Annotated in this window: 5 protein-coding genes; 3 read left to right on the top strand and 2 right to left on the bottom strand. The window is 44.5% G+C overall.

From position 1 onward, the window contains the following. Nucleotides 1-444 (top strand): hypothetical protein (locus ACM44_RS15420; protein WP_160304062.1); only part of this gene is annotated, 444 nt, incomplete at its 5' end. A 474-nt stretch (nt 445-918) separates the two neighbouring features. Here the strand turns inward: ACM44_RS15420 and ACM44_RS13940 are convergent. Then, nucleotides 919-1,680 (bottom strand): XRE family transcriptional regulator, encoded by a 762-nt coding sequence (locus ACM44_RS13940; RefSeq protein WP_048500672.1) that lies wholly within the window; start codon nt 1,678-1,680, stop codon nt 919-921. A 300-nt stretch (nt 1,681-1,980) separates the two neighbouring features. Between ACM44_RS13940 and dinB the strand changes: the two genes are divergently transcribed. Together dinB and ACM44_RS13930 are read left to right on the top strand one after the other, a co-directional pair. Continuing rightward, nucleotides 1,981-3,123: a DNA polymerase IV gene (gene dinB / locus ACM44_RS13935; protein ID WP_048500671.1), complete on the top strand. Its 1,143-nt coding sequence runs from the start codon at nt 1,981-1,983 to the stop codon at nt 3,121-3,123. A 181-nt stretch (nt 3,124-3,304) separates the two neighbouring features. Next, nucleotides 3,305-6,355: a DNA polymerase III subunit alpha gene (locus tag ACM44_RS13930; protein ID WP_048500670.1), complete on the top strand. Its 3,051-nt coding sequence runs from the start codon at nt 3,305-3,307 to the stop codon at nt 6,353-6,355. A gap of 277 nt (nt 6,356-6,632) precedes the next feature. On the opposite strand, the gene ACM44_RS13925 is transcribed toward ACM44_RS13930, so the two are convergent. Next, nucleotides 6,633-13,838 (bottom strand): T9SS type B sorting domain-containing protein, encoded by a 7,206-nt coding sequence (locus tag ACM44_RS13925; protein ID WP_048500669.1) that lies wholly within the window; start codon nt 13,836-13,838, stop codon nt 6,633-6,635. Nucleotides 13,839-14,558 lie beyond the last annotated feature (720 nt).

The raw sequence follows: 14,558 nt of genomic DNA, 5'->3' as shown, positions 1-14,558 counted from the left end.
TTGAATTACATCAATGGTTCTGGTCACGGTAGTGATGGAACCTTCGGCTGTATTTTAAGAGAAGAAGGCATTTATCCTTGTTCGGTTTACTTTTTCGATTCGGGTATTTGGTTTGAAATGGATATGAATTTGGAAACCTATTACAACACGATGATTGATTGCAAAGCAGTATATTATTGGCAGTATTTTTACATCAAAACCGAAGAAATTGTAAAAAAATTAGGCAATTTCAAACCTGTTTTTATAGAATATGATGGGAAATATTTAGAAGGACCGCATCCGTTCGCAGATAAATTCCGTGATGAAACGTTTACTTATTCAGCCGAAGGTGTTTTACACCAAATGAAAAACATCATCAAACGTTTCCCAAAACTATTTCCCGATTTTGATTTGACGTATTTCAAAGAAAAATGTGATGCGTGGGAAAAAGCTTTAAAACAATAAAACGATGCTGGAAAAATTTGAACAATTCCTCAATATGCTTTATGGTGGTGATGAATAGGTGATGTTTGGGAGGATTGTCCGGGATTGATAACTTTAATTTATGAATTCTGATATTCTGTCTGCAGCATGACGGACCCTGAAACTATTTCAGAAATCCATTGTCAAAAATAGGATCATAATTCCATGAAAAAATAACGGGAACCTCCTTTTTTTCAGCCTCAAAAAGAAGAACCGCTTATTCCCCCGGTGTAGGGTGCGCTTTCATCGCAGATGAAAGCTTGGGGTGGTTAACGGGGATATCATTTTCGAACAAAATTCGCTATCACCGGTTCCGGTGATGATTCCGCAAAAATGATCTTGGTATAAAACTTTTCCCTGCCTCATTGCCCTATTTTTTATGGTTAATGGTGCGGGTTTGCGCCAAACATCATTAGCGCCACATTCCCGTCTCCAAACCTGTGGCAATAGCTCCGGCTACTTTTTCTTCAGTCCCGCAATCTCACTTTTCAACTCCAAAAACAGCTCCCGCACATTCTTCTGTTCAAACTCGTCGGGTTCGTATTCCTTTGTGTTGATGCTGCAGGCAAACTCCCAGATTTCCTTGATTTCGGTTAATGGGATTTTTAGGGGCTCATAAAAATTGTTGTCCGATTTCACGCAGATGAAATTGCCCTCATGAAACTGAAACCTCTTGTAAACAATTCCCTCATTGATGGTGATGAAGATATAGGTTTTATCCGTTTTAAGGTCCGCAATGTTTTCCACATATTCACCCACGATGAAGGTTCCGTCTTTGTAGGGCGGCATAGAATCGCCACCTGCCGGAAACGCCCGGAATTTCCCGTTGCGTAAAAATGGCAGCGAAATCGTCTGCAGACTTTCGATGTATTCGGGATCGTTGTAGCCGTTCAAATATCCCATCGACGCCTTTTCGGGGATGATTTCAATCTTGTTTTCGCCTTTGCCATCCACCACCACCGGAAGCAGGATTCTGTTTTCGGCAATTTGAAGCATATCGTCAACCGGATATTTTCTGATATCTACCCCCACCAGTAAATCGATGCTGAGGTTAAAGTATTTCGAAATCCGCAGCAGCAGCTCAATGGGCGGTTCCGAAGTCCCGTCCTCGTATTTCACGTACCTGCTTCTGGTAATAATCAAATCGTCCGCAAGCTTCTGCTGGGACAAATCTCTCCTGGTTCTTAAAACCCTGATGTTATCTGAAAAAACTGACATTGTTACAAATTAGGACAACAAATTTAAGTAAAATGTTACAAATCTGCAATAGCTTTGTGGCAAGAAAATAGAACAAGAAAGAATGAGAATATACAGGTGAAAGATGAAGTCTGAATGGTGTTTGAAGAAGGCATGCCGATTAAAAGTTGCACTTCTGCAGAGTACGGTTCGTGGGTTTACCCTTTTTCTACACAGATACAGCTTCCACAGGATTTTGGTTGTTTTTTGACACTCAAATTCAATTAAAGAAATGGACCGTGAAGCGATTCACTCATTCACCGCTAAACCACTCAATCACTCATGAAACGCACCATCGCACATATGGACCTCGACACCTTTTTCGTTTCCTGCGAAAGGCTGAAACATTCCGAACTCATCGGGAAACCCATCATCATTGGGGGCGGCGATCGCGGCGTGGTGGCGTCGTGTTCGTATGAGGCGCGGTTTTTCGGGGTGCGCTCCGCAATGCCCATGAAGATGGCTTTAAGGCTTTGTCCCGATGCGAAAGTCATCCGCGGCGATATGGAACTGTATTCCAAAATGTCTAAGGAGGTCACCGAAATCATCACCGAGAAAGTTCCGGTTTTGGAAAAAGCGAGCGTGGACGAATTCTACCTAGACCTTTCCGGAATGGACAAATTTTTCGGGTGTTACCAGTGGACGACGGAAATCGCCGAATCGGTGACGAAAAATACGGGATTGCCGATTTCCTTCGCATTGTCCACCAATAAAACGGTTTCCAAAATCGGGACCGGCGAAGCAAAACCCGTGGGAAGACTGGAAATCAAAGAAGATTTGGTGAAACCGTTTCTCAATCCGCTTTCGATCAGGAAAATTCCCATGGTGGGAAATGTAACTTTCCAGTTGCTCTCAAGGATTGGAATCCGGAAAATCCAGACTTTATCGGAAATGCCGGTGGATGTGCTGCAGCAACTCATCGGGAAAAACGGAGCCGAACTCTGGAAAAAGGCCAACGGAATCGATGAAACTCCCGTGGTGCAATATTCCGAAAGAAAATCCATTTCTACCGAAACCACTTTTTCACAGGACAGCATCGATGTGGAAAATATGAAAAGTATTTTATCTAAAATGGTCGAAGAGCTCTGCTTCCAACTTCGCAGGGAACAGTGGCTGACTTCCGTGGTGACGGTAAAAATCCGATACGCCAATTTCGATACCGAAACCAAACAGGTGAAAATTCCCTACACCGCCGTAGATCACACGATTTCAAGCTATGTTCGGGAACTTTTCAAAAAGCTCTATACCCGAAGAATGCGGCTTCGGTTGATCGGGATCCGTTTTTCGGGACTCGTCCACGGAAATCACCAAATGAACCTTTTCGAGGACACCGAGGAACTCATCAACCTTTACCAGGCGATGGACAGGATGAAGATCCGTTTTGGAAAAAATGCGGTGGGAAGAGCGTCGGGAATAAGTGGTTGAGTGAATCGCTTCGCTGTCCGTTTCTTCTTCTGCATTTTAAACATCAAAGCAGGAATGGCTTCCACGCCAGTCGATGAAGGGTTGGCGAAAACCTGAACCTGAAAAATTCACACCTTAAACAATAGAAAACAATAGAACTTTTACCATCACTGCATCCATTGCAGCCTTTAAACCCAAAAAAATGAACTGCTCACACTCCTTCCACAGTCTCCGCTACGGCACCATCTCCATAGACGATTTGGTGCAGCAAGCGGTGGATTTGCGGGTGAATGTTTTGGCTTTGACCGACATCAACACCATTACCGGGATTTACGATTTCTATAAACTCTGCAAAATCCATCAAATCAAGCCCATCGTGGGTGTGGATATTCGGGTGGAAAACGAACCCTATTATACCGCTTTGGCTAAAAACCCTGAAGGAATCGCGGAAATCAACCGTTTGCTCACGAAGTTTAACTGTGAAAATATTCCGCTTCCGAAACAGCATCCGGAATTTGAACATGTGTTGGTGATTTATCCTTTAGAAAAAGCTCCGGAAATTTTGAACGAAAACGAATTCATCGGAATCCGGCCGGAAGAAACAGCGGTTTTAATCCAGAAAAAATGGAAACCGCTTTTGCGTAAAATGATGGTTTTTCAGCCGGTCACTTTTAAGACCAAAAAGCAATACAACCTGCACCGGATTTTAAGGGCGATTGACAACAATACGCTGATTTCAAAACTGGAGGATAAAGACGTCTGCCAAAAATCGGAGGTGATGAAGCCGGTTTTTGAAATTTTAAAGCCATTTAAAAATTATCCGCAAATCATTGAAAATACGGAGAGAATCATTGAAAGTTGCCATTTCGAGTTCGATTTTTCTACCCCGAAAAACAAAAAACATTTCACCGGAACGAAGGAAGAGGACGAAAAACTCCTGCGCAAACTCGCGTATGAGGGTTTAAAGAAAAGGTATCCCGGCGAAAATGAAGCCGCCAGAAAACGGGTGGAAAAAGAACTGAAGGTGATCCATGAACTGGATTTTTGCGGATACTTTCTGATTACCTGGGATATCGTGCAATACAGCAACAGCCGTGGTTTCATGCACGTCGGAAGAGGAAGCGGCGCCAATTCCATCGTGAGTTACTGTTTGGGAATCACGGATATTTGTCCGCTCGAACTCGACCTTTATTTTGAACGGTTTTTAAACTTAAACCGAAAATCTCCGCCCGATTTCGACATCGACTGGAGTTGGCGGAACCGTGACGATATTTTGCGCTACATCTTCAATAAATACGGAAAAGACCACGTGGCGTTTTGCGGAACCAATGTGGAATTCAAATACCGCTCGATTTTCCGCGAAGTGGGGAAAGCGTTTGGTCTGCCGAAAGAGGAACTGGACGATCTGGCGAAAAACCCGATGGCACTGCACGACGATAACTCCGTGGTGAAACTGGTGCAGAAATACGGAATGTTGCTCGAAAAATTCCCGAACCAGCGAAGCATGCACTCCTGCGGAATCCTGATTTCCGAGGAACCCATTACCAATTACACCGCTCTGGAAATGCCGCCGAAAGGTTTCCCGATCATCCAGTTCGACATGAATGTGGCGGAAGATATCGGCTTTGAAAAATTCGACATCCTTTCACAGCGCGGTTTGGGAACGATCAACGACACGGTGAAACTCGTGGAGAAAAACCGTGGAATCACCGTCGATATCCGGGACACGTCGATTTCTAAGGATGAGGAAAACTGCAACCGGTATTTGGCGAGAGGAAAAACATTGGGCTGCTTCTACATCGAAAGTCCGGCGATGCGCGGTTTGCTCCGCCGTTTGAAATGCGACAATTACAAGACTTTGGTGGCGGCTTCGTCTATCATCCGTCCCGGAGTGGCGCAAAGCGGAATGATGCGCGAATATATTTTCCGGCACAATCATCCCGACCGGTTCGAGTATTTCCACCCGGTTTTTGAGGAACAGCTCGGCGAAACTTACGGCATCATGGTCTATCAGGAAGATGTGATCAAAATCGCGCTGCATTACGGCGGCGTTTCTGCGGACGACGGCGATATTCTGAGGCGGGCGATGAGTGGGAAAAGCCGTTCCATCAAGAAGCTTCAGGAAGTCAAAGACCATTTTTTCGAATCCTGTGCAAAGCAGGGGCACCCGGAAAAACTCTCGGCGGAAGTGTACCGGCAGATTGAAAGTTTTGCGGGATATTCTTTCTGCAAAGCACATTCCGCGAGTTATGCCGTGGAAAGTTACCAGAGTTTGTACCTGAAAGTCTATTATCCCATTGAGTTCATGGTTTCGGCAATCAATAATGGAGGCGGATTTTACCGGACCGAAGTCTATGTGCACGAATGCAGGATGGGTGGCGGAAAAATCCACAATCCGTGCGTGAACCGGAGTCTGTTTGAAACCACCGTTTATGGCGACGATGTTTTTCTGGGTTTCATGCATCTTGAGAAACTGGAAAGCCGGATTGCGCAGTTTATTCCCGAAGAAAGGGAGAGAAACGGCGACTTCACCTCACTGGAAGATTTCATCAGGCGGGTTCCGATTGGGATTGAAACCCTGCAGACGCTGATTTTCGTGGGAGCATTTCGTTTTACCGGGAAACAGAAGAACGAATTGCTGATCGAGGCGAGAATGTTGATGGTCAACTTTAAACCGGAATACCGGAACCCATCATTTTTTGAGGAACCGCCGAAGAAATATGCGCTTCCCCAATTCCAGAGAAATCATTTTGAAGACGCTTTCGACGAGATTGAAATTTTGGGATTTTCTGTGACCTGCAGTCCGTTTGATTTGCTTCAAACCCAATACCGCGGTTCGGTGATGGCGAAAGATTTAGCCCAAAACCATAAAAAGCAGGTAAAAATGTTGGCGTACCTGATTTCGCGGAAGCATGTTCCGACCAAAAAGGGCACCATGTATTTCGGAACCTGGATCGATGCGGAAGGCGAGTATTTCGACACGGCGCATTTTCCGGACAACTTGAAGCAGTATCCGTTTCAGGGCGGCGGCTGTTATCTTTTATTGGGAACGGTGGAGGTGGATTTCCATTTCCCGACCATCACCATCCTGAAAATGGCGAAAATGCCATTCATTCCCGATCCGCGCTATTCCGAAGACCGGGAGAAAAAGTTTGAGATCCACCGGAAAATCAACGAAGACGTGAGCATGACGTGGCGCAAACCCTATCCGCAGGAACACGAGATTGGTTTGCCGAGAAGGAGGATGGGGTAGTGGAAGAATGAAGGCACAAAAAAGCCCCGAAGATAGTCGAGGCGCTAAATGTTTTCACAACTGATGCGTTGAAAGTAACCGATGATGAAAAGTTGTGTCCAGTCACGAAGTTAATAAATTTTGAACGCAATCACAGCCGTGATAGTGAGCGCGACAGGAGTCGAGCCGTTTGTCCCCTCAAGAAATTATCAAATCCTGAAAGCAAGTCAAAACTGTTAAGACTGCACAAGCAAACTGGATCCGATGGTGTCCAAGAAATCGGGGATTTCGTGAAAAATCAGTCCCTATTCTTGATCAGCACAAAACCTGAGAGCACTCTTCCATCAGAGACGGAAATATGGTACCAGTAGCTTCCCGTAGCAAGCTTTCTACCAAGGAACTGCCCGTTCCAAGAGAACTTTCCACTGACGGTCCTGTCCAGAACCAAAGTTCCATATCGATCCAGGACTTTTACTTTGGACCCCGGATAATTTTCCAGACCCTCAATATTCCACTGGTCATTGATGCCGTCATCATTGGGAGTAAAAGCATTATTGATTTTGAAAATAGTGAAATCCCTTTGGGTCATGGCACATATTTCACTGCCTAAGCGAACGTACGCGGTGTGGGTTCCGATGGGGACATTGTAGAAAATATTGGACAAAGACCAGTTGACTCCATCAATCGAGTATTCCAGCGTTCCCGGACCTGTCGCAATGATCTGCACCGTATTATTCTCTATCCTGATTTCGGTGATGACAGGTTCCACCACCTTACTTACAGCAATCGACTTGGAGGTGCTGCACAGCACAATATTCGTAACCGTGATGTGGTAACTTCCGTTTTGATTGGCTTTGATCGTTTGCTGGTTACCCACAGGATTTCCGTTGAAGGTCCACTGATAGGTGCTGCCCGCCGGTTGGGTTCCCGCATCAAGGGTCACAAATGCATCCGGACAATAGGTGGCAATTGCGGGCACGTTCACCACAGGGGACTGGTTGACATGGATCTTAAGTTTCGGATAGGCAAAACATCCGGCCGAAGAACTGATTTCAACGTGGATGGTGTTCAGACCTGTATGCAGCGTGTAATTTTGAAAGTCCGTGATCTGAATATTGTTTTGATCATAGAATTTATAGAGATACTGGGAAGGATTGGTCACCAAATTCGCTTCGTATTCACTGAGGTTCACCTTCTTGGTGCCGTTTTCTTCGGAACACAGACTTGGCGCGGTGTAATCCTGCGCCGGAATATTGGTCACGACCAATGAAATGAGCACCGGAAATCTCGTCACACTTTCGCATCCGTTGTTTTGCTGTGTTGCAAAATAAGTAACACCATGCTGCAGCGGGGTAGTCATTGGCAATGGCGTTCCACCGGAATTACTGCTGTACCATCTTATTTGGGTACCATTGAGTTCAATATCCGATAATTTCGCATTCTTGCTGATGCAGAAAGTCTGGTTGGAATTTCCCGTAGGAGCAGGAGTGGCGATGATGGTAACGCTCACTGGAGCCCTTTCACTTTCGCAGGAGTTGATGGTTTGGGTCGCATAATAGGTATTCCCATCTACCAATGTGGTGGTGGGTGGAATAGGACTGCCTCCTAAAGGTGCAGCATACCATTTTACAGCCGCTCCATTGATGACGATGTTGCCAATGGTCGCATTTTGTTGAATACAGAAATTTTGGGCTGGACTCACCGTAGGTTTTGGGGTCGGATTAATGAAAGTGTTGACCAAAACGGGATTGCTTTCAGAAATACATCCCAAGTTATTTTTAATTCGGATATGATAGGTTCCGGGCGTCAGAAGTGGGAAGACTTGTGAAACTTGCCAGGTTGCACCATTATCGATACTGTATGCGGCACTGCTTTCATTGATGGTAATCTGAGCCGCAGAATGGGCGCAATCAATCTGTTGAACGCTTGCGGTAGGTTTTTGCGGCGTATCCGGCGGAACAGTGATATGGACCGAAACAGATCCCGATTCGCAGCCGGCAAGATTTTTCACCCTCAAATAGTGGGTTCCTGGAGGAAGCGGATCAGAAACTGGATTTAGGGTATAGGTAACTCCATTGTCAAAACTGTACATGAATTCGGGAGAAGTGATGGTCACTGTTCCAAATGGATTCACACATGAAGTAGGCTGTGCAGCGTTGTAGGTTGGTGCCGCGGGAGTTCCTGCCGGTGGATTAATCGTGGCCGCTGTAGCCGCGGATACACATCCGGTTGCGGAAAGTTTTATGCGGATGAGGTAGGTTCCTGACGGCAAATTCTGCGAAGCATTGGAACTCCAGGTAACGCCATCATCGAAACTGTAAAGCCCTGCTGCGGAAACCACGGAAATAGTTCCCGAATTGGTGTTGCATCCGATCGGCTGGCTTACTGAAACCTGCGGAGCATCTGGCGTCACCGGCTGTGGATCAATAGTGACCATAGAGGCCAAAGAAATACATCCGTTACTATCCTTCACCATCAGGTTATAGGTTCCCGGTCCCAGATTGGATTTCGTGTTGGAAGCACCATAGGTAATGCCATTATTGAAACTGTATTCAGCAGCAGGTGTAGTGATCTGGATTTCACCCAAGGCATTTTGGCAGTTGGGTTGAATGAGGGTCGAGGCAGGCGCGGGTAATGGCGCTGGTAAAGTCACAGTCACTGGTTTACCAAGAGAAATACAGCCCGCTGCCGTTTTGATTTTGATTTTATAGGTGCCGGGCTCAAGTCCTGATTTGCTGTTGGAGGTTACAAAAGTGAGTCCGTCATCGTAGCTGTAATAAGATGCTGCAGTATTTACGGTAATGGTCCCCGTGGAAACGCTGCAAGTGGGTTGGGTGACAGAAGCATCCGGAGCGGCGGTATTGATTGCCGAATCCAGTGTGACCGCCACGGAAACCGATTCGCAGGCAGAGGAGTTGGTCTTAATCTTTAACAGATAGGTTCCTGATCCAATATTTTTCTTGACGGGATTGGTGGTCCAGCTCGCTCCATCATTAAAAGAGTAACTTGCCGCAGAAGTAGTAATGGTAATGCTTCCGTCTGTTGCATCACAAGCGGTTGGCTGAATCACCGTGAAGTTCGGAGCGGCAGGAATTGAAGGTGCGGAACTGATATAGACATAAGCATTTTGAGAAATACATCCGAAGGAGTTCTTAATTTGGATATTGTAACTTCCGGGGTTCACATTGTTCTTTACCGGATTTGTCCCCCAAGTTGCTCCGTTGTCGAAGCTGTATAAATCGGCAACCGTATTGACATAAATGCTTCCTTTTGGATTGGTACAGTTAGGTTGAATAGTGGTGACGGTCGGTGCATTAAGGTAAAACTTGCTGATGGTTACATAGGTCGATTGTGAAATGCATCCCGCAGAATTTTTAATCAGGACATTGTAATAGCCTGGAGTGGGATTAAGCAAAACCGGACTTGTTCCCCAGGTGGCACCGTTGTCAAAAGAATAGAAAGCCGACTGAGAAACCACGGTAATACTTCCAGTGTTGGTGCAGCTGGGCTGAACGGTTTTTACGAATGGTCTCGCCAAATAGAAAGGAGTCATCGATACCGACATTCCATAAGGATTGGAAGTACAGTTTTGTGCGTTTTTGATGACGATATAGTAAGATCCTGATGTAAGTCCTGTTTTTTCATTCACGGTTGACCAGGTTACCCCGCCGTCAAAACTGTATTGCGATGCCTGAGTCATGATTTTGATGCTGCCTTTTACCAAACACGTTGGCTGAATGATCAATACATCTGGTTTCGGCAAATAATATTTTTCCAGCGATAAAGAATTGCCGTAAGGGGATGATTTACAGCCTTGGGCGTTTTGAATCATCACATTATAATATCCATCCGCTAGTCCGGTGAAGTTGGGTGAGGCGCTCCAGGTTTGGCCGCCATTGACGCTGTACTGTGCAGCAGGCGTGGTGATCGAAATGGTTCCTCCAACTCCGCAGGTTGGTTGGGTATAGGTGAAACTTGGATTGGGCAACAGGAACTCCTTGATCTGTACCGAAGTACTGGTGGAAGTACAGGTTCCATTTTTGATCATCACATAATAATATCCTGGTGAAACGTTGGTCTTCACAGGATTGGTGGTCCAGGTACTTCCACCGTCAAAACTGTAGAAAGGTGCTGAAGTATTTACGGTAATGGTCCCTAAAGTTCCACAGGTTGGTTGAACCACCGTTAATGAAGGATTTGCCAGTTGGGTGCTGCTTAAATAAACCTGTATCGGCGCAGATTTGCATCCTGCGCTATTTTTAACAACTAATGAATAATAACCAGTGGCAAGATTGTTGAAAACAGGATTGGTACCCCATGTGTAGCCATCAATGCTGTAAAAATCTGCTATGGTGGTAAAAGTAATGTTTCCAACGTTTCCACAGCTTGGGCTTGTTGCGTTAAAAACCGGGTCAGGAAGTGTGGCAGAGTTCAGATAAACATAATTGGTCTCGGAAACACAATTCTGGTTATTTTTAATCATTACCGAATAACTGGTTCCCGTTAAGTTATTGAAAACATTCGTAGTCACCCAGGTTGAACCCCCGTTGATGCTGTAAAAACTTGCAGGCGTGTTGATGGTGATGGTGGCGCCTGTTGTACAGGTGGGCTGCGTGTAACTAACATCCGGTTTTGGAAGTTTTGTTTCGTTCAGGGAAATGTAAACAGGGTAGGATTTGCAGCCCAGGCTGTTTTTAACCAAAATCTGATAACTTCCGGGTGGGAGCGACTTGGTGTTGGTGGTAACCCAAGTCAGACCATTATCAAAACTGTAAAAATCTGAAACCGAATGGATGGTAATAGAGCCAAAGTTTCCGCAGGTAGGTTGCACAACGGAATAAAAAGGTGATGGGAGCTGAGGCTCATAAAGCGACACATTATTGACCAAAGAAACACATCCGGCCTGATTTTTCACCTTAATTTTATAATTACCCGATGGTAGATCCGCAGTGTTGCTCGTGGTCCACGTAGCACCGTTATCGAAACTGTACCACGCCGCCTCGGTTTTAATGTAGATGGTGCCGTTTTGTCCGCATGTTGGTTGAATGACTTCATAATCGGGATAAGTGTTCTGAAAGTTTTGCGGATAGATATTGATAAAGTAGGAAGTACAGCCAATCGTGTTTTTGATGCCAATTGAAAAAGTACCGGTGCTGATGTTATTCAGCACGTTGTTGGTCACCCAGGTTTGTCCACCATTAAAAGTATAGAAATCAGCGGGAGTATTAATAGTAATGCTTCCCAAAACACCGCAAGCAGGGTTTACCAGGGTATAATCCGGGTTTCCAAGCGTTTTGCTATCAATTATCACATTTTGCGGATTAGAAATGCATCCTGCGGAATCCTTTGTGCGGAGCGTGTAGGTTCCCGGAGACAGCTTGTCTATGGTAGAGGTGGTCAGCCAGGTTACGCCGTTGTCAAAACTGTAAAATGCCGCAGCCGAGGTAATGGTAATGCTGCCAGTGTCTCCACAATATTTGGGTTGCACCGCGGTATAATAGGGATAGGGAAGGAGTGACTGGATGATTTGCACCTCTTGGGGATAAGAAGTGCATCCTTTCACCGTCTTGATGACCACGCTGTAAATGCCAGGTGAAAGTCCGCTTTTTATAGGATTTGTACCCCAGGTGGCGCCATTGTCAAAACTGTACTGTGATGCAGGCGAAGTTACTTTGATGGTCCCTGAAGACACAAAACAGGAAGGCTGGGTCACCTCCAAAGTCGGGGTTACCGCAGTAGTGCTTGGTTCAATGGTGACACTCGCCGTGCTGGAACAACCAAAACTGTCCGTTACCGTTACGGAATAGGTGCCATTATCTGTGATCGTTATTTTTGGAGTGGTTTCTCCAGTACTCCATAAATAAGATGCGCCCGAAGATGCGGTCAATTCAGTGCTCCCGGAGCAAACATTCAGAATTCCCGAGATATTTGCGGTTGGATTTCGAACTTCTAATGTTACAGGAATAATTTTGAAACAGGAAGGATTTTGCGAGATCCGGATATAGACGGTCGTGGAAGGAGTGCTGTAGGAAGTGAAATTCAGAATGGGGTTAGAATTATTAAAGGCATCATTATAGTTCTTAAAATAAGAAAAACTTAAACCAGAAGTGGAACTCACGACCAGCGGGTCAAATTGGGTAAGGTTAAAGTCTTCTTTCCCGTCTTTATTGAGATCGCATTTTGAAATTTTGGCGGTATTGACCAGAAAATTACAAGAAGAATTACAGTTTAAAAAACTGATGTCCCATCCTTCATTGGCATCATTGTCACTCGCAGAAGCAAAAAATGAATTATTCCCCGGATTACTGCAACCCGGATTTGTTCCCGAAACATCAAAATCCATCGTGACTCCCACATTGTAATTGGCACTGGAAATATTTGGAAAATGAGCTGGAAGCAGCGAAAAACAAAAACGCTTGGTGACCAGATCTAATGACGACGGCGTGGTGCTGGTATAAACTACACTTCCATTGGCATCATATAGTTTTAAAGTCACCTTTTTTACAGAAGCACTTATTCCTCCTGAATTGGGTAAGGTAAAATCACCGCACACATTAAGGGGCAGCGTGGGACAAACCGCATACAACGGATCCAGGTTAATGGTCCCGATAAAGTTCTCATTGGAATGAAGCAGACAAATATCATCCACATAGGCATAACCGAAATGTCCCCCCAAACCGCATCTTGAAGCCATAAACTCCACCGTAAACTCCTCATTATTCGGAATCGAGGAAATATCCAGAATCCCGGATTGCCAATTCGCCGTGTACAGCGTCACATAGCCATTTCCGCCTTCGGGAACTTTCGTGAAAATACAGTTTTGCTCGTCGCCAACCAGACAAAACTCACTGACTACAACATTATTTTTATTGATGATTCTGGCCTTGAAAAACGGCTGGTTGTCCCTGTGGGAAGTGTCATAAACCGTTTGCAAAACTGCTTTATAATTAAATTTCAGGAGGTTCTCATTATTGGTCTTGAAACGTTTTCCCTGTACAATGGAGCCATAAGTTCCCGAACGTTTGTAATTAATCTTCAAACTATACTGGTCGAAACCTTTGATGTCGCCCATGTATTCGTCAAAAAGATTGGCCGGAACCGAGGTCGCCATCACGGAAGTATTCGTGGGGCTGTATGTCGGTATGTAGGTGTCTGCACTGTTGGAAATGGACCTGCATTGCGTAGGACCCGGTGGATCGCCAATATTGTAAAGAAAGTTCTTGATATAGTTTTGTCCGCCTACATTTTCCGTCTGCTCAAAACCGCCGTTGGTACACATTTCCACCGCCGTTTGGGTGGCTTTCAACATTCCTTTTTTTTCTTCGGTGGTCTTTCTGCTTCTTTCAGCCAGCACTGCGGCGAGTTCTTTGGAATTGGTAACCATCCTTCCATCAGAATTTTCCACCATCCCCGCTACAAGAGACTCCTGTGAAACAGCTTTTTGTTTTTGGGCAAATATTTGACAGTTAATCAAAAGGAGTAGGACAAAATAGATTTTTTGCATGCAGATAGGGATCTTTAAAAGTTCCTTAAAGATTTCTTAAATAATCTTAAAAAAAACTTAACAAATATAAACATTCGGATTAAAAAGCTAAAATTAATATCCCTTAAAAACAAAAAATTTAATACACCTTCTGATATTTTTTTTATTAAAGAAAAGCTTTTGCACTCTTCATTATTCTCAGATATAAAGATCGTATTTATTTTCGTTTCAGCTATTGGGGAAGATTACATGACGAGAAAGGAAAGAAATGGTTTACTTAGTTTTTACGCCCGTTATCTTATAATTAGACAAAATTAAATTATTGGAATTGAATTATTTTACGTAAAACCGTAATTCATCGACATTTTTCTTGAGATTGCAGATAAAACTTAAATATCCTGATATTTTCCAACCAAAAAACAGACTTACTATCGTGTTATGAAGTGTTCTCTCCAAGAATTATCCGTTTGCATCCATTTTACAAAAATCTATTTTTTTTACATCAGGAGTATAATGCCGCTCAACGGGTCTTACCTCTATTGCTATTTTTCTCCAAGGAATTGCTGATTGTTATTTCATTTGCCACCTCCATACCCTTCATTTAAGCCCACCGGAAATCCCGGAAACTTTCACCGGCAAAAATAAAAACCTCCTTTAAATCGCTTAAAAAGAGGTGGTTTTGGTTGAGTTTTGAAAACTATTATTGGAAAATTAGGGTTGTGCAACAGCTACCCGTGTTAC

Source organism: Chryseobacterium koreense CCUG 49689 (genome assembly GCF_001045435.1).
GTDB lineage: Bacteria > Bacteroidota > Bacteroidia > Flavobacteriales > Weeksellaceae > Kaistella > Kaistella koreensis.
The sequence above is the reverse complement of the archived record's forward strand: the minus strand, read 5'-3'. Positions and strand labels throughout refer to the sequence as shown.